We start from the raw sequence: 17,736 nt of genomic DNA on the forward strand, positions 1-17,736 counted from the left end.
GCGAGACGTGCGCAGGCGGTTCCTCCGCGTGCGCGGAGATAGACCCATGTGGAGACGACGCTGCACGTCCCCGCAGGCGGTTCCTCCGCGTGCGCGGAGATAGACGCCGTTCGGCTATTCGTGGATTGAAGACGGCGCAGGTTCCTCCGCGTGCGCGGAGATAGACCCACAGTCACGATCACCGGCGCGCGCGTTCATGCGGTCCCTCCGCCTCCGCGGAACCCCCCCGCAGACGAGAACCGACAACATCATCACTAAGCCTCCCCGTTCACGCGGAGCTAGACCCACGCACCCCCACACCGCCAACAAGAAACCCAGTACCCAGGAAAAAGTCGCTCCCAACCAACCCCACGTCGCATTCCCCCCATCGACGCCTCGCAAAACCCCCTACTCTCCCCCAAGGCCGCGAGCATTCGCATCGAGCGACACACCCGCGCCCGCCGTCCAAAACCCAAGGAGACATCACCCATGAGCACCAATCGCGGCGTCGTATATCTCGGTCAGGGCAAAGTCGAAGTCCAGTCCATCGACTACCCGAGAATGGTCGATCCTCGCGGCCGCGACATCGGCCACGGCGTCATTCTCAAAGTCGTCAGCACCAACATCTGCGGCTCCGACCAGCACATGGTCCGCGGCCGCACCACCGCCGAAGTCGGCCTCGTGCTCGGACACGAAATCACCGGCGAAGTCATCGAAATCGGGCGGGACGTGGAGACGCTGTCCATCGGCGACCTCGTGTCCGTCCCGTTCAACGTCGCATGCGGACGCTGCCCCACTTGCAAGGCGCAACACACAGGCGTGTGCCTCAACGTCAATCCGTCCCGCGCAGGCGGCGCATATGGCTATGTTGACATGGGCGGCTGGATCGGCGGACAGGCCGAGTACGTGATGGTCCCCTACGCCGACTTCAACCTGCTCAAGTTCCCCGACAAGGCGCAGGCGATGTCCAGAATCCGCGACCTCACGTGCCTCTCCGACATCCTCCCGACCGGCTACCACGGCGCAGTCATGGCGGGCGTGAAACCGGGCGCAACCGTCTATATCGCGGGCGCGGGACCGGTCGGCATGGCGGCGGCTGCATCGGCGCGTCTGTTGGGCGCGGCATGCACCATCGTCGGCGACATGAACGAGGAACGGCTCGCACACGCACGCAAGATGGGCTTCGAGACCATCGACCTGTCGAAAGACGCAACGCTCGCCCAACAGATCGAGCAGATTCTCGGCAAGCCCGAAGTGGATTGCGCCGTCGATTGCGTCGGCTTCGAAGCCCACGGACATGGCAACGAGCACAACGAGGAAGCACCCGCCACCGTCCTCAATTCCCTGATGGAAATCACGCAGGCAGCAGGAGCGATCGGCATTCCGGGCCTCTACGTCACCGACGACCCCGGCGCCACCGACGCCGCCGCCAGAAAAGGCAGCCTGAGCATCCGCTTCGGTCTCGGCTGGGCCAAGTCGCACTCGTTCCACACCGGCCAGACGCCGGTGACGAAGTACAACCGCAACCTGATGCAGGCGATCTTGTGGGACCGCCTGCCGATCGCGGATATCGTGAACGTGTCGGTGATTTCGCTCAATGAAGCGCCGGATGGATACCGCAAGTTCGACGGCGGCGCGCCACGCAAGTTCGTGATCGATCCGCACGGCCTGCTCAAAGCGGCCTGACAAAACGAAAGCGCCTCTGAAAAGAGGCGCTTTTTTGTTGAGCCGGAGAAGTACTCAGGCGGCCATCACCGGAACCGCGCTCAGGGACGGCGCCTGCTTTCTGCGCTCACGCGTCGGCGCCGTGCCGAACGCATCGCGATAACTCTTCGAGAAATGACAAGCGGACTGGAATCCGCAAGCCATCGTGATGTGCATGATCGACATGTCCGTCTGCAGCAGCAACTCGCGCGCGCGCCGCAGCCGCAACGTCAGATAGTAATGCGTCGGCGTCATGCCGAGATGCTCGCGAAAAAGCCGCTGCAATTGCCGTTGCGACATGCCCGCCAGTCTCGCGAGTTCTTCACGCGACAGCGGCTCTTCAATGTTGTTCTCCATCAGCGAAATGACTTCGAACAAGGACTTGTTCGCCGATCCGAGCCGCGCGACGAGCGGCATGCGTTGCTGCGCGCTCGTATCCCGCACATGCTCGACGATGAACTGCTCGGCAATCTGCGTCACGCGCGCCGTGCCCACGCGCGCGGCAATCAGATTCAGCATCATGTCGAGCGGAGCGACGCCGCCCGTACACGTCACGCGATCACGGTCGATGACGAACAACTCCTTGAGAAACCGCGTGTCCGGAAACTCCTCCTTCAGCGCCGACATGTTCTCCCAGTGAATCGCGCATGCATAGCCCGCCAGCAAGCCGGCGCGCGCAAGCGCATACGTCCCGGTGCACAGGCTGCCGAGCACGCTGCCCGTGCGCGCGAAGCGGCGCAATGCGGACAGATGCGCGGGCGTCGTCGCACGCTGCACGTCGATGCCGCCGACCACGAACACGATATCCGGCTGTCCCAGGCATTCCACCGGCCCGGTATCGACGGACAGCCCGTTGCTTGCCGTAACCGGCCCGCCGTCGGGACTGACGATGGACCATCGATACAGCGGCTGCCCCGTCAGATAGTTCGCCATGCGAAGCACTTCGATCGCGTTCGTGAACGCCATCATCGTGAAGTTGGGAAGCGGCATGAACGCGAAGTGCGCCAGCGATGCCGTGCGATCGGAAGACATGGGGAGAATTGATTCCTTGGAATCTATTGTTTAACGCCGTGGCTGCGGCGTTGTGCCACTCCTGCATTGTGATAACGAGTGCAACTAGCATGCCATCGGGCTAAACCCTGAATAGCGCGACACTGCGTGCGCTTGCCGCTAAACGACGCACAAACACGGCGCGAACGGTCGTGCAAAAGCACACGCAAGGCGCACGACCGTGCCGCCGCAGTGCACGGCGGAGTGATAGGAAAACGCATTACACCCAAAGCGAATTCGCCACTTGTCGAAAACAGACGCGCATGTCGGAAAAGGAAAAGAACACGTCTGAATTCGTAAATTGACCGGCCAGGCGAAGGTCAAGAATAGACGCAACGATGCAAGCGCGAGCGGCCCAGAAGAGCGCTGAGCGGGCTTCATCCAGTGACCGTTCTTTCCTGACCACGGACCTCCCCAATGTCGAACTCGAATCCCTTCTTCGAAGCGCCGCTCGCCACGCGCGATGCCTCGGTGCGCGGCGCCATTCTTCGCGAGCTGGAACGCCAGCAATCGCAAATCGAGCTGATCGCGTCGGAAAACATCGTCTCGCGCGCCGTGCTCGAAGCGCAAGGTTCGGTGCTCACGAACAAGTACGCGGAAGGGTATCCGGGCAAGCGCTATTACGGCGGCTGCGAATTCGTCGATGAAGTGGAGACCCTTGCCATCGAGCGCATCAAGGAACTCTTCAACGCGAAGTTCGCGAACGTGCAGCCCCATTCGGGCGCGCAGGCGAACGGCGCGGTGATGCTCGCGCTCACCAAGCCGGGCGATACCGTGCTCGGCATGTCGCTCGATGCGGGCGGCCACCTCACGCACGGCGCGAAGCCGGCGCTCTCGGGAAAGTGGTTCAACGCGGTGCAGTACGGCGTGAATCGCGACACCATGCTGATCGACTACGAGCAGATCGAGGAGCTTGCGCAGCAGCACAAGCCGTCGCTCATCATCGCCGGCTTCTCGGCCTATCCGCGCAAGCTGGATTTCAAGCGCCTGCGCGCCATCGCGGATGCAGCCGGCGCGAAGCTGATGGTTGACATGGCGCATATCGCGGGCATCATCGCGGCGGGCCGTCACGACAACCCGGTCGATCACGCGCACGTCGTGACGTCTACGACGCACAAGACACTGCGCGGCCCGCGCGGCGGCTTCGTCCTGACCAACGACGAGGACATCGCGAAGAAGATCAATTCGGCGGTGTTTCCGGGGCTGCAGGGCGGTCCGCTGATGCATGTGATCGCGGGCAAGGCCGTCGCGTTCGGCGAAGCGCTGCAGCCGGAGTTCAAGACGTACATCGACAATGTGCTCGCGAATGCACAGGCGCTCGGTGAAGTGCTGAAGGCCGGCGGCGTCGATCTCGTCACGGGCGGCACGGACAACCACTTGCTGCTCGTCGATCTTCGTCCGAAGGGACTGAAGGGCAATCAGGTGGAGCAGGCGCTGGAGCGTGCGGGCATCACCTGCAACAAGAACGGCATTCCGTTCGATACCGAGAAGCCCACGGTGACGTCGGGCATTCGCCTGGGCACGCCCGCCGGCACGACGCGCGGTTTCGGCGTGAACGAGTTCCGCGAAACGGGCCGCCTCATTCTCGAAGTATTCGATTCGCTGCGCGATCGTCCCGACGGCGACCCGCAAACCGAGCAACGCGTGCGCCGCGAAATCTTCGCGCTGTGCGAGCGCTTCCCCATTTACTGAGCACGGAGCAACAAGCGATGAGCACTCTGCACGACGACAGCATCATCATCGATGGTCTCAACATCTCGAAGTTCGAACGCTCCGTGTTCGAAGACATGCGCAAGGGCGGCGTCACAGCCGTCAACTGTACGGTCTCGGTGTGGGAAGACTTCCAGAAGACCATCGACAACATCGCGGAGATGAAGCAGCAGATCCGCGAATACAGCGAAATTCTCACGCTGGTGCGTACGACCGACGACATCCTGCGCGCGAAGAAGGAGAACAAGACCGGGATCATCTTCGGCTTCCAGAACTCGTATGCGTTCGAGGACAACCTCGGCTACATCGAAGTCTTCAAGGAACTGGGCGTCAACGTCGTTCAGCTTTGCTACAACACGCAGAATCTCGTCGGCACCGGCTGCTATGAAGCCGATGGCGGTCTCTCGGGCTATGGCCGCGAAGTGATTCAGGAGATGAACCGCGTGGGCATCCTGGTCGATCTCTCGCACGTCGGCGCGAAGACGTCATCCGATGCGATCGCGTGTTCGAAGAAGCCGGTCACGTATTCCCACTGCTGCCCGTCGGGATTGAAGGAGCATCCGCGCAACAAGACCGACGAGCAGCTTCGCGAAATCGCCGATGCCAACGGCTTCGTCGGCGTGACGATGTTCGCGCCGTTCCTCAAGCGCGGCGCGGAAGCGAATGTTGACGACTATCTCGAAGCCATCGAATACGTGATCGACGTGATCGGCGAAGACAAGGTCGGTATCGGCACCGACTTCACGCAGGGCTACAGCACCGAGTTCTTCGACTGGATCACGCACGACAAGGGCCGTTATCGCCGGCTGACGAACTTCGGCAAGGTCGTGAATCCGGAAGGCATCCGCACCATCGGCGAGTTTCCGAACCTGACCGCCGCGATGCAGCGCGCAGGGTGGAGCGAATCGCGCATCAAGAAGGTGATGGGCGAGAACTGGCTGCGCGTGTTCGGCGAAGTGTGGCATGTCTAACTAAATCAGGGGAACCCGCGATGCAACCGCAACTGCCTATCGACGTGGACGCGCAAACCGGCGTCTGGACCACCGACGCGCTGCCGATGCTCTACGTGCCGCGCCATTTCTTCACGAACAACCACGTAGCCGTGGAAGAAGCGCTCGGCCGCGAGACCTATGCCGAGATTCTCTACAAGGCCGGCTACAAGTCCGCTTATCACTGGTGCGACAAGGAAGCCGCGAAGCACGGCATCGCCGGCATGGCGGTGTTCGAGCATTACCTGAAGCGTCTTTCACAGCGAGGCTGGGGTCTCTTCGACATCGTCGAGTCCGACCCGCAAAGCGCGATGGCGCGCATCCATCTGCATCATTCGTCGTTCGTGCTCGCGCAGCCGGGCAAGCAGGGCAAGCTCTGCTACATGTTCGCCGGATGGTTCGCGGGCGCGATGGACTGGGTGAACGACACCGCACCCGACAGCACGAAGAAGGGACCGCGCTCGCGTTCCATCGAAACGCAATGCGCGGCGGAAGGCCACGATCACTGCGTGTTCGAAGTCTCGCCGATCCAGCTTCACGCATAGCACGCATCAACGCATTCAAATCGAGGTCTCCGTCATGCGTTACCCGAACCTTTTCAAGCCACTCACGCTGAACAAGCTGACCTTGCGTAACCGCATCGTCAGCACCGCGCATGCGGAGGTTTATGCCGAGCCGGGCGGCCTGCCCGGCGATCGCTACATCCGCTATTACGAGGAAAAGGCGAAGGGCGGCGTGGGACTCGCCGTGTGCGGCGGATCGAGCCCGGTGTCCATCGATAGCCCCCAGGGCTGGTGGAAGTCGGTGAACCTGTTGACCGACAAGATCATCGATCCGCTCGCGCGCCTCGCCGAAGCGATGCATCGTCATGGCGCGAAGATCATGATCCAGGCGACGCACATGGGCCGGCGCTCCGCATGGCACGGCGAAAGCTGGCCGCATCTGATGTCGCCGTCGGGCGTGCGCGAGCCCGTGCATCGCGGCAACGCGAAGATCATCGAGATCGAAGAGATTCGCCGCATCATCGAAGACTTCGCGGCTGCCGCGAAGCGCGTGAAGGATGCGGGCATGGACGGCATCGAGATATCGGCGGCGCACCAGCATCTGATCGATCAGTTCTGGAGCCCGCGCACGAACTTTCGTACCGACGAATGGGGCGGTTCACTCGAAAACCGCCTGCGCTTCGGCGTGGAAGTGTTGAAGGCCGTGCGCGAAGCGGTCGGCGCGGACTTCTGCGTGGGCCTGCGCATGTGCGGCGACGAGTTCCATGAAGACGGTCTCAACCACGAGCAACTGAAGGAAATCGCGCAGGCGATGGCCGAAACGGGTCTCATCGATTACATCGGCGTGATTGGTTCGGGCGCGGATACGCACAACACGCTCGCCAACTGCATGCCGCCGATGGCGCTCCCGCCCGAACCGTTCGTGCATCTCGCGGCCGGCATCAAGTCCGTGGTGAAGCTGCCGATCATGCATGCGCAAAGCATCCGCGACGCGGGCCAGGCCGAGCGCCTGCTCGCGAACGGCATGGTCGATCTCGTCGGCATGACGCGCGCGCAGATCGCGGACCCGCACATGGTCATCAAGGTTCGCGATGGCCGCGAGGACGAGATCAAGCAATGCGTCGGCGCGAACTATTGCATCGACCGCCAGTACAACGGGCTCGATGTGCTCTGCGTGCAGAACGCGGCGACATCGCGTGAAGCGACGATGCCGCATGTCATCGAGAAATCGCGCGGGCAGAAGCGCAAGGTCGTCGTCGTGGGCGCGGGCCCGGCCGGACTCGAAGCGGCGCGCGTGGCGCGGTCGCGCGGTCACGATGTCGTGCTCTTCGAGAAGAATGACTACGTCGGCGGGCAGATCATGCTCGCTGCGAAAGCGCCGCAGCGCGAGCAGATGGCGGGCATCGTGCGCTGGTTCGACATGGAAACGAAGCGGCTCGGCGTGGATCGCCGTCTCGGCGTCGCTGCGGACGACAAGGCGATCATGGCCGAGAAGCCGGACATCATCGTGCTGGCGACGGGCGGTTCATCGTTCACGGATCAGGTGCCTGCATGGGGCGTCGATCAGGGGCTCGCGGTCAGTGCATGGGACGTTCTCTCGGGCAAGGTCGAGCCGGGCAAGAACGTGCTCGTCTATGACGGCGTGAGCACGCATGCAGGCGCAGGCGTCGCGGACTTCATCTCGTCGCGCGGATCGAATGTCGAGATCGTCACGCCCGATGTGAAAGTGGCCGATGACGTCGGCGGCACCACGTTCCCCATTTTCTATCGGCGCCTCTATGCGCAAGGCGTCATTCACACGCCGAATTACTGGCTCGACAAGGTGTACGAGGAAGACGGCAAGAAGGTCGCCGTGCTGCGCAACGAGTACACCGAAGAGCAGGAAGAACGCGTGGTTGACCAGGTCGTGATCGAGAACGGCAGCACGCCCAACGATGCGCTCTACTGGAAGCTCAAGCCCGAGTCGCTCAATCGCGGGCAAGTGGACGTGCACAAGCTCTTCGCATCGGAGGCGCAACCGTGCCTGTCGGAGGAGCTCGGCAACGGGCGATTCCTGCTGTTCCGGGTCGGCGACTGTATCTCGATGCACAACATTCACGGCGCGATCTACGACGCGCTGCGTCTCTGCAAGGACTTTTGAAGGGGCATTGCGCGATGAATCCCGTGTTTGTCATCACCGTCTTGCTGTGGGCCTCGGTGGCGGGCCTCGCCTTCGCCGTCATGAGGCGCGCAGCATACTGGCGCGAAGGACGCGCGACCGCAGCGGGCGCTTATGGCTGGGGCAACCTGCTGACCATCCCGAAGCGCTATTTCGTGGACCTGCATCATGTCGTGGCGCGCGATCCGTATATCGCGAGAACGCACGTCGCGACGGCGGGCGGCGCGATCCTCGCGATGGCGCTCGTGTTTCTCAACTACGGGCTTGCGATCTATTCGCCGTGGCTCGATAAGGCGATCTTCATCGCGGCGCTCATCATGCTGGTCGGCGCGGTGTTCGTCTACAAGCGCAGGCACGGCGCGAAGGAGGTGCCCGCGCGTCTGTCGCATGGACCGTGGGACAGCCTGCCGCTGCTGCTCGGCTCGTTCGCACTCGGCCTTGCGCTGTTCATGCTGTTGCCCGCAACGTGGATGTCCGGTGCGCTCGCGATCATCGTCGCATTGCTGATCGGGGCAGGCGCCTACACGATGACCTTCGGCGCGGCGCGCGGCGGCCCGATGAAGCACGCGATGGCCGGTCTCCTGCATCTCGCGTTTCATCCACGCCAGGAGCGCTTCAAGGCGAAGCACGAGCAGGACGTGGTGCCGCCCACTGCACTGAAGAAGCCCGTGCTGGATGCGAAGGAATATGGCGTCGCCAAGCCGATCGAGTTCCGCTGGAATCAACTGCTGAGCTTCGATGCGTGCGTCCAGTGCGGCAAGTGTGAAGCGGCATGTCCCGCGTTTGCATCGGGTCAGCCGCTGAATCCGAAGAAGCTGATTCAGGACCTGGTGACGGGCATGGTCGGCGGAACCGACGCCGCCTATGCAGGCAGCCCCACGCCGGGCATACCGGTCGGCAAACATGCGGGCGCGCCCGGCAAGCCGCTGATCTCGAGCATGGTCGAAGCGGACACCATCTGGTCCTGCACCACCTGCCGCGCCTGCGTGCAGGAGTGCCCGATGCTGATCGAGCACGTCGATGCGATCGTTGACATGCGCCGCAATCAGACGCTCGTCGAAGGCAACGTGCCGGGCAAAGGCCCGATCACGCTCGCGAACCTGCGCGAGACGGGCAGCGCGAACGGCTTCGACATCGGTGCGCGCTATGACTGGTCCGTGGACTTGCAGGTGCAGGTGGCACAGCCGGGCCGCATGGTCGATGTGCTGCTGATCGCAGGCGAAGGCGCGTTCGACATGCGCTATCAACGCACGCTGCGTGCATTCGCGAAGGTGCTGAACAAGGCCGGCGTCGATTATGCGGTGCTCGGCAGCGTGGAAACGGATACGGGCGACACGGCCCGCCGCCTCGGCGACGAAGCCACGTTCCAGCAGTGCGCCGCCAAGCTGATGGATACGCTTTCGCGTTACACGTTCAGGCGCATCGTGACGACGGACCCGCACGTGCTGCACAGCCTGCGCAACGAATATCGCGCGCTCGGCGGCTTCTACGAAGTGCAGCATCACACGGCGTTCATGGCTGAACTCGTCGCGAGCGGCAAGCTCACGCCGAAGGCCGCTGCGGTGCTCGCGGACAAGAAGATCACGTATCACGATCCGTGCTATCTCGGCCGCTATAACGGCGAAACCGAAGCCCCGCGCAAGTTGCTGAAGACCATCGGCATCAAGGTGGTCGAGATGGAACGCCACGGCATGCGTGCGCGTTGCTGCGGCGGCGGCGGCGGCGCGCCGTTGACCGATATCCCCGGCAAGCAGCGCATTCCGGACATTCGCATCGGCGATGCGAAGGCGATCGGCGCTGAAGTGGTCGCCGTCGGTTGCCCGCAATGCACCGCGATGCTCGAAGGCGTGGTCGGTCCTCGTCCCGAAGTGCTCGACGTGGCGGAGCTGGTCGCCGCAGCACTGGAGTAACGCATGAACACGATCAAACGAATCGATCCGCGCCGGCCCTTCGTCATCACGACGGCAGGACTCAGGCGCATCACGCTCGGCGAGATTGGCAGCGGCGCCATGCTCGACTTCACTGCGGCGCATGCCGCGCATCACGATGCGGTCAAGCCGCGTCGCACGACGAAGGCTGCGCGCCGTGCGCTGCTCGTCGCGGCGCACACGGACCGCGGCGCGCTGGACGATCACGCGCGCCAGGCGCTCGCGGCCGCCGCCTTGCTTGCGGACGATGAGACCGAAGTCGTGCTGATCGCGTTCGGCGCCTTCAGCGATGACGCCGCATCGCTCGGGGCCGACCGCTTCATCGAACTCGACGCGTTCGACCGCCGCCGCTATGCGCCCGACGACGAACTGCGCGCACTCGCGGCATGCGTCGCGGCATTTGCGCCCGCGCATGTCTTCATGCCCGACAACGCTACCGGCGATGGCGATCTCGGCCGGCGTTACGCCGCACACGCCGACGCCGGTATCGCGACGCACGTCGTCGAGCTGGATGCGGCGCACGTTGCATCGTATGCGCAGGCTGGCCGCGCGATCGCATCGCGCGCATTGCCGGATGTGATCCTGCTCGCGCCCAACGCCGTGGACGCCAAACTGCCGTTCGTCGGCGCAGGCGAACGCGTGCAGCGCGAAGGCATCGTGCCCGCTTCGCTCGAAAGCGCCTATGTCGATCTCGGCATCGAAGAGATGGACGCCGCGCAGGTCGCGCTGGAAGAAGCGGACTTCATCATCTCGGCGGGCAACGGCGTGTCCGATGTCCCCGCGTTCGAAGCCCTTGCCTCGACGCTCGGCGCGGCGATCGGCGCGAGCCGCGTGGCCGTTGACGACGGCAAGTTCACGCGCGACAAGCAGATCGGCGCGACCGGCAAGACCGTCGAAGCCAGCGTGTATATCGCGTTCGGCATTTCGGGCGCGGTGCAGCACTTGCAGGGCATCAAGGATTGCCGTCACGTGATCGCGGTGAATACGGATGCGAGCGCGCCCATCGCCAAACGCGCGAACCTCACGATCGTCGCGGACACGCAAGAGACCATCAAGGCGCTGACCGATGCCGCCGCCGCCGCGCGAGCATCGCGTGCGAGCGGGGCGTCGATCGTCGCGACATCGCTGGCGGAAGGAGCGTTCGCATGAAGATCGCCGTACTCGTTTCCGTGGGACGTCATCCGGTGAGTGGCACGGCGCGCTACAGCCGCAACGATGCCGCGGCGCTGACCATCGCGCTCGATATCGCGAAGCAGCACGGCGCGCAACTCGATGTGCTGCATGCCGGCGATCCGGCCAGTCCCGCGCTTGCCGAATACCTTGCGCTTGGCGCGCCGCGCGTCGAAGTGCTCAACACATCGGGCGATGCCTGCGCCGCGCTCGCGCAACGGCTCGCGGGCTATGAACTCGTGATGACGGGCGCGCGCGCGGAAGGCGCATTCGACAGCGGCACGCTGCCGTACAGGCTCGCGGATGCGCTGAACATTGCGCTCGTCGGCTCCGCGGTCGATGTGAGCGTAACGAACGATGGCGTCGAAGTGCGGCAGTTCATGCCCAAGGGCTTGCGCCGGCGCGTGCGCGTGCAAGTGCCTGCGCTCGTCGCCGTTCATCCGCTTGCGAACGCCGCGCCGCGTTATGCGTATGCGCGCATGAAGGAAGGGCGCGTGGCTCCCGTCGCGGCGAGCGCACTGGCCGACAAGGAACAGGGCGTGTGGACGCTCGGCCCTGTCACCGCGAAGCCGAAGCGTCTCGCCGCGCCCGAGAAGCGCTCGGGCCACGCGCGGATGCTCTCGGCGACGACGACGGAAAGCCGTGGGGGCAGCGTCGTAATTGAAGGGAGTTCCGTCGAAAAAGCACAAGTGATACTGGCGTATTTGCGCGAGCATCAACTCGTCGATTACTGATATCGACGCACGGCAGTCGGGCAGACAAACGGGCACAACAGCGGCCAAAAGCGATGCAGGAGCACACGATGAAAGTTTCGGCAGACGTTCGCGCAATGATCGAACGCCGCAAGAAGGGCTACACGCTCGAAGCGCCGTTCTATACGAGCGAAGAGATTCACGCGCTCGATATGAAGGCGATCTTCGGGCAGCACTGGATTCAGGTCGCGATCGAGCCGGATGTGCCCGAGCCCGGCGATTACACGACGGTCGATATCGGCAACGACTCGATCCTGATCGTGCGCGACGACGACATGCAGGTGCGCGCGTTCCATAACGTGTGCCGTCATCGCGGCGCGCGCCTCTGCAACGAGGAAAAAGGCTCGCTCGGCAATATCGTGTGTCCGTATCACAGCTGGACGTATAGCCTGACCGGCGACCTGATGTTCGCCGAGCACATGGGCGACCAGTTCGACCGCTGCAAGCACAGCCTGAAAAAGGTCCATGTGCAGAACCTCGCGGGCCTCATCTTCATCTGTCTCGCCGACGAGCCGCCCGCCGATTTTGCCGTCATGCGCGAAGCGATGGAGCCGTATCTGCTGCCGCACGGCCTCAAGGATTGCAAGATCGCGGCAAGCGCCGATCTCATCGAGAAGGGCAACTGGAAGCTCACGATGGAGAACAATCGCGAGTGCTATCACTGCGTCGCGAACCATCCGGAGCTGACCATCTCGCTTTATGAATACGGCTTCGGCTATCAACGTTCGCCCGCGAACGAAGAGGGCATGGCCGCGTTCGAGCGCACCGTCGTGGAGCGCACGAAGCAGTGGGAAGCGATGAACCTGCCGTCCGCCGAAATCGAACGCCTCTCCGATCTCGTCACCGGCTTTCGCACGCAGCGCCTGCCGCTCGATCGCGACGGCGAATCGCAGACGCTCGATGCGAAGGTCGCATGCAGGAAGCTCCTGGGCGGCTTCGAACGCGCGGACCTGGGCGGCCTCTCGTTCTGGACGCAGCCGAATTCGTGGCATCACTTCATGAGCGATCACATCGTGACGTTCAGCGTGATTCCGCTTTCCGCCGGCGAAACGCTCGTTCGCACGAAGTGGCTCGTGCACAAGGATGCGCGCGAAGGCATCGATTACGACGTTGACAATCTGACGGCCGTATGGCGCGCGACGAACGAGCAGGATCGCACGCTCGTCGAGTACTCGCAGCTCGGCGCGGGCAGCAGCGCGTATCAGCCGGGCCCGTATTCGCCCTATACCGAAGGCCTCGTCGAGAAGTTCTGCGACTGGTACATCGGGCGTCTCGACGGCTATGCGAACGCGCCCGGCGAAGCGCCCGCATCGCATGGCGAGAAAATCGTTTCCTTCATGCGCTAAGCGCGTTAGAGAGGCACATCATGATGCGCGATCAGGCCACGTTCGAGCCGACGAAGAGCCGCGTGACCCAGCCGAAATTCTGGGGCGCGCTGCCCGCGCGCTGGAATAGCGACGTTGACGACACGCTCGTCTGCTGTCATGTGCGGCAGGAAACGCATGACGTGAAGAGCTTTTTCTTCAAGGCGCCCGATGAACGCGCGTTCGTGTTCGAGCCGGGGCAGTTCATCACGCTCGAGCTCGATATCGACGGCGAGCCGGTCAACCGCTGCTATACGATCTCTTCCGCGCCCACGCGCCCGCATACCATTTCGATCACGGTGAAGCGCGTGCCGGGCGGGAAGGTGTCGAACTGGCTGCATGACAACGTGGTTGCGGGAGCGCGTGTGCGCGTGCTCGGGCCATCGGGCGAATTCACCTGCGCGCGGCATCCGGCGCGCAAGTTCCTGTTCCTGTCGGCGGGTTCGGGCATCACGCCGCTGATGTCGATGAGCCGCGCGCATCATGAGCTCGGCGACGATGCCGACATCGTGTTCGTGCACAGCGCGCGCACGCCGGACGACATCATCTTCGCGCGGGAGCTCGACCTGATCGCATCGAATCAGGCGAATTTCCGCACGGCGTTCGTCTGCGAACGCGTCGGCGCGCGCACGAACTGGCCTGGCGTCACGGGCTTTCTCAGCTTGCCGCTGCTCAGGCTGATCGCGCCGGACTATCTCGATCGCGAAGTGTTCACGTGCGGTCCCGCGCCTTACATGAAGGCCGTGCGCGATCTGCTCGACGAAGGCGGCTTCGATCGCAAGCACTATCACGAAGAGAGCTTCTCGTTCGAGACGATCGCCGAAGTCGCGTCGCAACTGACGACCGCGCATGTCGCCGATGCCATCGCCACCGATGGCGAGCTCGTCGAAACCAGCAACTTCGCGCCCGCGCCCGTTGACACGACGTACAAGGTCGCGTTCGCCAAGAGCCGGCGCGAGATCGAATGCGGCAGCGGCGAACATGTGCTCGACGCCGCGAAGAAAGCGGGCGTGCGCTTGCCGTCATCGTGCACGCAGGGCATGTGCGGCACCTGCAAGGTGAAGCTCGTATCGGGCGAGGTCGCGATGAAGCACGCGGGTGGCATCCGTCAGCGCGAGATCGATCAGGGCATGGTGCTGCTGTGTTGCAGCAAGCCGTTGAGCGATCTCGTCGTCGACAAGTAGAAATTCGCGCGTCGCTTCTTGACAACTGGATGTCGCAAAAGCGCGTTACAGGGCATTTCTGGCTGGCGATTCTGACTGCACGGCGTGGGGCCGCAAAGGGGAAACCATATGAAAGCGATGAGAAGACTGTTCGTGCTGGGCGCGATGAGTGCGGCCCTTGCAGCGAGCATGGGGGCAAGCGCCGATACGAAGCCGACCATCAAGATCGGCTACGTCGAAGGCTGGGACGATAGCGTGGCGACATCGAATGTGGCGGCGCGCATCATCGAGAAGCGACTCGGTTATCAGGTGCAGCTCGTGCCCGTCGCGGCGGGCGTGATGTGGCAGGGCGTGGCGCGCGGCGATCTGGATGCGACGCTGTCCGCGTGGCTGCCGGTCACGCATGGCGCGTACTGGAACAACTTCAAGTCGAAGGTCGTGAATCTCGGTCCTAACTTCAACGACGCGAAGATCGGCCTGATCGTGCCGGAGAATGTCGATGTGACGAGCCTCACGGACCTGCCGGCGAAGAAGGCGGAATTCGATTCGCGCATCGTCGGCATCGATGCGGGCGCGGGCGTGATGCAAAAGACGAGCGAGGCGATCAAGGCCTACAACCTCGATTACAAGCTGATGCCGAGTTCAGGCAGCGCGATGACGGCGGAACTGGCGCGCTCGGAGGCATCGAACAAGCCGATCATCGTGACGGGCTGGAAGCCGCACTGGATGTTCGCGAAGTACAAGCTCAAGTTCCTCGAAGACCCGAAGAAGGTGTTCGGCGAAGCCGAGCATGTCGATAGCGTCGTGAATCCCGAGCTGGAAAAGAAGGCGCCGCCGGTGGTCGCGTTCCTCAAGAAATTCCAGTGGAAACCGGGTGAAATCGATAGCGTGATGCTCGCCACGCAGAACGGCGAAAAGCCTGTCGCGGCCGCTGACGCGTGGATCAGCGCGCACGGGGATCGGGTGGATAGCTGGGTGAAGTAAGCCCGGTTGTATGCTGCATGATGCAAAAGCGCCGCTCATGAGCGGCGCTTTTGCTTTGCACGCGTTCAGCGCAGAACGACGGTGCGTTCCCCGTTGATGAACACGCGCCGCTCGACGAACGCCTTCACCGCGCGCGCCAGCGTGATGCATTCCACATCGCGCCCGGTCGCAAGGAGGCGATCAGGGCTATAGGAATGATCGACGCGTTCCACTTCCTGCTCGATGATCGGGCCTTCGTCCAGATCGTCGGTGACGAAGTGCGCCGTCGCGCCGATCAGCTTCACGCCGCGCGTATGCGCCTGATGGTAAGGCTTCGCACCCTTGAAGCCCGGCAGGAACGAGTGATGGATATTGATCGCGCGGGCAGCCAGCTTGCGGCTGGTATCGCCGGAAAGAATCTGCATGTAGCGCGCGAGAATCATCAGTTCCGCGCCGGATGTGTCGAACAGGTCGAGCAGGCGGGCTTCCTGTTGCGGCCTGGTATCGGCGGTGATGGGCAGATGGTGAAACGGCAGCCCATGCTGCTGCGCGAGCGGCGCGAGGTCCGTATGGTTCGATCCGATGCCCACGATATCCATCTTCAGTTCGCCCATGCGCCAGCGGAACAGGAGGTCCGCGAGACAGTGTTCGAGCTTCGACACCATGATGAGCATCTTTGGGCGCACGGCGAGATCGTGGATCGCCCAGGTCATCGAGAAGCGCGCGGCAATGGGTCCGAACTCGCGTTGCAGCATGTCGAGATCGAGCGTTTCTTCGCGCCGCGCCGCATGAAACACGCAGCGCACGAAGAAGCGTTCGCTGAGGTCGTCGTCGAACACGGTGAGTTCGTCGATATAGCCGTGATGCCGCTCCAGAAAGCCGACGATGGCGGCGACCTGTCCGGCCGCGCTCGGACACGCGACGGTAAGCACCAGTTGATTGAGGCGTGATTCGGCTGACATGCGTGGCTCCGTTCCAGAGGATGCCTCGCCGCGGAATCGGGCGAGCGTGCCGCTAGTAGAGCAAACGCCAGAATACGGAGATAGAAGCGATGCGCCGTCGCAATGGTATGGAAGCGTCAGCCGGCGATTCACACTGTCCCTTCGGACGGCGCATCGCGAAGTGGCCAACGCTCCATCTAGAAGCTGAGCTTGTCGAGAGCGGCGCGCATTTGCGGCGCGACGAAGTGACGAATGGTCCGGATCTGCGAAGCATCGATGACCTTGTTGTCCTGATAGATACCGAGCATCCTGGTCATTCGGTCCAGGACGATCTCGTGGACGATGGCTACGTCTTGCCCGAAATCGGCAGCGCGGGCGCTCACGAGGCGATCGATCGCCTTGACGATGGCGAACAGTTCGTCGGTCACGCCGGGATAGACATTAAGAAACAGAATGACGATGCGTTCAATGTCGCGCGGGTCGAGATCGGGATACCACAGCGCGAGGAGGCGGCGGCGCGCCGTCTGCAGCCACGGGCCGGCGATGTCCGTCTGGCTGTTGGTGAAGCTGCCGGGATGCGACCGGTGCTCGGTCAGGACTTCATCGACATTCGCGAGCTGGCCGCCGGCCGCCATGACCAGGGTGAGATAGTCGAGGTCCTCGGCGCTGCGCGCGCAATCGTCGAACCGGACGCCATGCGCGCGAACGAAAGCGCGACGCACCATGAGCGTGCCGCCGCTGATCGTGTTGAGACCGTCGAGCAGCCGTGCCTTGATATTGCCGTCGCCCTGCGCGCAATAGGCGACGCCGTCGGGGACGTCGCCGAAGACGCTTGCGTGGGAGCCGGCCGCCGCCAGGCGTTCGTTCTCGCGGAAGGCGGCGACTTGCGCGGCAAGCCTGTGGGGAACCGCGCGGTCGTCCGAATCCACGCGGGCGATGAACTCGCCCCGGGCCGCGTCGAAGCCGGCGTTCGATGCTGCGCTGATACCCTCGTTCCGGTCGAAGCGTATCAGGCGGATGCGCTTGTCGTCGCCTGCGGCCTGCCGGGCGGCGGACAAGGTCTGATCGGTCGAGCCATCGTCCACGACGATGAGCTGCCAGTCTTCGAGAGTCTGACGCTGAACCGAGGCGATCGCCTCACCGATGAACGGCTCTGCATTGAAGGCGGGAATGACGACAGTGACGAGGGGCGAGGATGACAAGGCGGTCTCGGGTGTAACGGTTAAGCGTTTCCCGTCTCCAGCGAACGAAGGAACGATGGCCCCAGGCAGAGGCGCAGCGCGGTTTTCGACTTGCTGAATGCGGCTTTTTTACAGATTCGGAAGTATGAGGAGACACCCGGTTATTTCCTATCGGGGTTGT

The 17,736-nt window shown here is 63.3% G+C and carries 14 protein-coding genes and 1 CRISPR repeat array (1 of these 15 cut by a window edge); of the genes, 11 read left to right on the plus strand and 3 right to left on the minus strand.

The window, feature by feature from the left end; translation table 11 throughout:
- A CRISPR array of direct repeats spans window positions 1-168; the repeat unit is 29 nt; unit sequence GGTTCCTCCGCGTGCGCGGAGATAGACCC; it begins 2,789 nt to the left of the window's first position.
- A 300-nt stretch (window positions 169-468) separates the two neighbouring features.
- Window positions 469-1,665, plus strand: a complete 1,197-nt coding sequence (gene fdhA / locus P9255_RS04045) for a formaldehyde dehydrogenase, glutathione-independent (protein ID WP_309765636.1) — start codon at window positions 469-471, stop codon at window positions 1,663-1,665.
- A gap of 54 nt (window positions 1,666-1,719) precedes the next feature.
- On the opposite strand, the gene P9255_RS04050 is transcribed toward fdhA, so the two are convergent.
- Window positions 1,720-2,715 (minus strand): GlxA family transcriptional regulator, encoded by a 996-nt coding sequence (locus P9255_RS04050; protein ID WP_309765637.1) that lies wholly within the window; start codon window positions 2,713-2,715, stop codon window positions 1,720-1,722.
- Between the two features lie 435 nt (window positions 2,716-3,150).
- On the opposite strand from P9255_RS04050, the gene P9255_RS04055 reads away from it, so the two are divergent.
- The 10 genes from P9255_RS04055 to P9255_RS04100 all read left to right on the plus strand — a co-directional run bounded on the left by P9255_RS04055 (window position 3,151) and on the right by P9255_RS04100 (window position 15,454).
- Window positions 3,151-4,425: a serine hydroxymethyltransferase gene (locus tag P9255_RS04055; protein WP_309765638.1), complete on the plus strand. Its 1,275-nt coding sequence runs from the start codon at window positions 3,151-3,153 to the stop codon at window positions 4,423-4,425.
- A gap of 17 nt (window positions 4,426-4,442) precedes the next feature.
- Window positions 4,443-5,414, plus strand: a complete 972-nt coding sequence (locus tag P9255_RS04060; RefSeq protein ID WP_309765639.1) for a dipeptidase — start codon at window positions 4,443-4,445, stop codon at window positions 5,412-5,414.
- Between the two features lie 20 nt (window positions 5,415-5,434).
- Window positions 5,435-5,977: a DUF5943 domain-containing protein gene (locus P9255_RS04065; protein ID WP_309765640.1), complete on the plus strand. Its 543-nt coding sequence runs from the start codon at window positions 5,435-5,437 to the stop codon at window positions 5,975-5,977.
- A 34-nt stretch (window positions 5,978-6,011) separates the two neighbouring features.
- Window positions 6,012-8,075: an NADH:flavin oxidoreductase gene (locus tag P9255_RS04070; protein WP_309789180.1), complete on the plus strand. Its 2,064-nt coding sequence runs from the start codon at window positions 6,012-6,014 to the stop codon at window positions 8,073-8,075.
- A 14-nt stretch (window positions 8,076-8,089) separates the two neighbouring features.
- Entirely contained in the window at window positions 8,090-10,003 is a 1,914-nt protein-coding gene (locus tag P9255_RS04075; RefSeq protein ID WP_309765642.1) for a (Fe-S)-binding protein, read from the plus strand.
- 3 nt (window positions 10,004-10,006) lie between these two features.
- The gene (locus P9255_RS04080) at window positions 10,007-11,170 is read left to right on the plus strand and encodes an electron transfer flavoprotein subunit alpha/FixB family protein (RefSeq protein ID WP_309765643.1); all 1,164 of its coding nucleotides are present in this window, start codon (window positions 10,007-10,009) and stop codon (window positions 11,168-11,170) included.
- A complete protein-coding gene (locus P9255_RS04085) occupies window positions 11,167-11,925 on the plus strand; it encodes an electron transfer flavoprotein subunit beta/FixA family protein (protein WP_309765644.1) in 759 nt (252 codons plus the stop codon). Before P9255_RS04080 ends, P9255_RS04085 begins: the two co-directional genes overlap by 4 nt.
- Before the next feature lie 68 nt (window positions 11,926-11,993).
- Window positions 11,994-13,289: an aromatic ring-hydroxylating dioxygenase subunit alpha gene (locus tag P9255_RS04090; RefSeq protein WP_309789181.1), complete on the plus strand. Its 1,296-nt coding sequence runs from the start codon at window positions 11,994-11,996 to the stop codon at window positions 13,287-13,289.
- 23 nt (window positions 13,290-13,312) lie between these two features.
- Window positions 13,313-14,491 carry a hybrid-cluster NAD(P)-dependent oxidoreductase gene (locus P9255_RS04095; protein ID WP_309766752.1) on the plus strand — a complete coding sequence of 393 codons (1,179 nt, stop codon included), beginning with the start codon at window positions 13,313-13,315 and terminating at the stop codon, window positions 14,489-14,491.
- A 108-nt stretch (window positions 14,492-14,599) separates the two neighbouring features.
- The gene (locus P9255_RS04100) at window positions 14,600-15,454 is read left to right on the plus strand and encodes a glycine betaine ABC transporter substrate-binding protein (protein ID WP_309765646.1); all 855 of its coding nucleotides are present in this window, start codon (window positions 14,600-14,602) and stop codon (window positions 15,452-15,454) included.
- Between the two features lie 65 nt (window positions 15,455-15,519).
- On the opposite strand, the gene purU is transcribed toward P9255_RS04100, so the two are convergent.
- Both purU and P9255_RS04110 read right to left on the minus strand, forming a co-directional pair.
- Window positions 15,520-16,395 (minus strand): formyltetrahydrofolate deformylase, encoded by an 876-nt coding sequence (gene purU, locus P9255_RS04105; RefSeq protein ID WP_309765647.1) that lies wholly within the window; start codon window positions 16,393-16,395, stop codon window positions 15,520-15,522.
- A 176-nt stretch (window positions 16,396-16,571) separates the two neighbouring features.
- Entirely contained in the window at window positions 16,572-17,576 is a 1,005-nt protein-coding gene (locus P9255_RS04110) for a glycosyltransferase family A protein (protein ID WP_309765648.1), read from the minus strand.
- Between the last annotated feature and the right edge of the window lie 160 nt (window positions 17,577-17,736).

It is taken from the genome of Caballeronia sp. LZ019, assembly GCF_031450825.1.
In the GTDB taxonomy this organism is placed as follows: Bacteria; Pseudomonadota; Gammaproteobacteria; order Burkholderiales; family Burkholderiaceae; genus Caballeronia.

Bases quoted from the DNA above. Each gene is read 5' to 3' on its own strand.
- fdhA (WP_309765636.1), top strand. From the start codon at position 469: ATGAGCACCAATCGCGGCGTCGTATATCTCGGTCAGGGCAAAGTCGAA.
- P9255_RS04050 (WP_309765637.1), bottom strand. From the start codon at position 2,715: ATGTCTTCCGATCGCACGGCATCGCTGGCGCACTTCGCGTTCATGCCG.
- P9255_RS04055 (WP_309765638.1), top strand. From the start codon at position 3,151: ATGTCGAACTCGAATCCCTTCTTCGAAGCGCCGCTCGCCACGCGCGAT.
- P9255_RS04060 (WP_309765639.1), top strand. From the start codon at position 4,443: ATGAGCACTCTGCACGACGACAGCATCATCATCGATGGTCTCAACATC.
- P9255_RS04065 (WP_309765640.1), top strand. From the start codon at position 5,435: ATGCAACCGCAACTGCCTATCGACGTGGACGCGCAAACCGGCGTCTGG.
- P9255_RS04070 (WP_309789180.1), top strand. From the start codon at position 6,012: ATGCGTTACCCGAACCTTTTCAAGCCACTCACGCTGAACAAGCTGACC.
- P9255_RS04075 (WP_309765642.1), top strand. From the start codon at position 8,090: ATGAATCCCGTGTTTGTCATCACCGTCTTGCTGTGGGCCTCGGTGGCG.
- P9255_RS04080 (WP_309765643.1), top strand. From the start codon at position 10,007: ATGAACACGATCAAACGAATCGATCCGCGCCGGCCCTTCGTCATCACG.
- P9255_RS04085 (WP_309765644.1), top strand. From the start codon at position 11,167: ATGAAGATCGCCGTACTCGTTTCCGTGGGACGTCATCCGGTGAGTGGC.
- P9255_RS04090 (WP_309789181.1), top strand. From the start codon at position 11,994: ATGAAAGTTTCGGCAGACGTTCGCGCAATGATCGAACGCCGCAAGAAG.
- P9255_RS04095 (WP_309766752.1), top strand. From the start codon at position 13,313: ATGCGCGATCAGGCCACGTTCGAGCCGACGAAGAGCCGCGTGACCCAG.
- P9255_RS04100 (WP_309765646.1), top strand. From the start codon at position 14,600: ATGAAAGCGATGAGAAGACTGTTCGTGCTGGGCGCGATGAGTGCGGCC.
- purU (WP_309765647.1), bottom strand. From the start codon at position 16,395: ATGTCAGCCGAATCACGCCTCAATCAACTGGTGCTTACCGTCGCGTGT.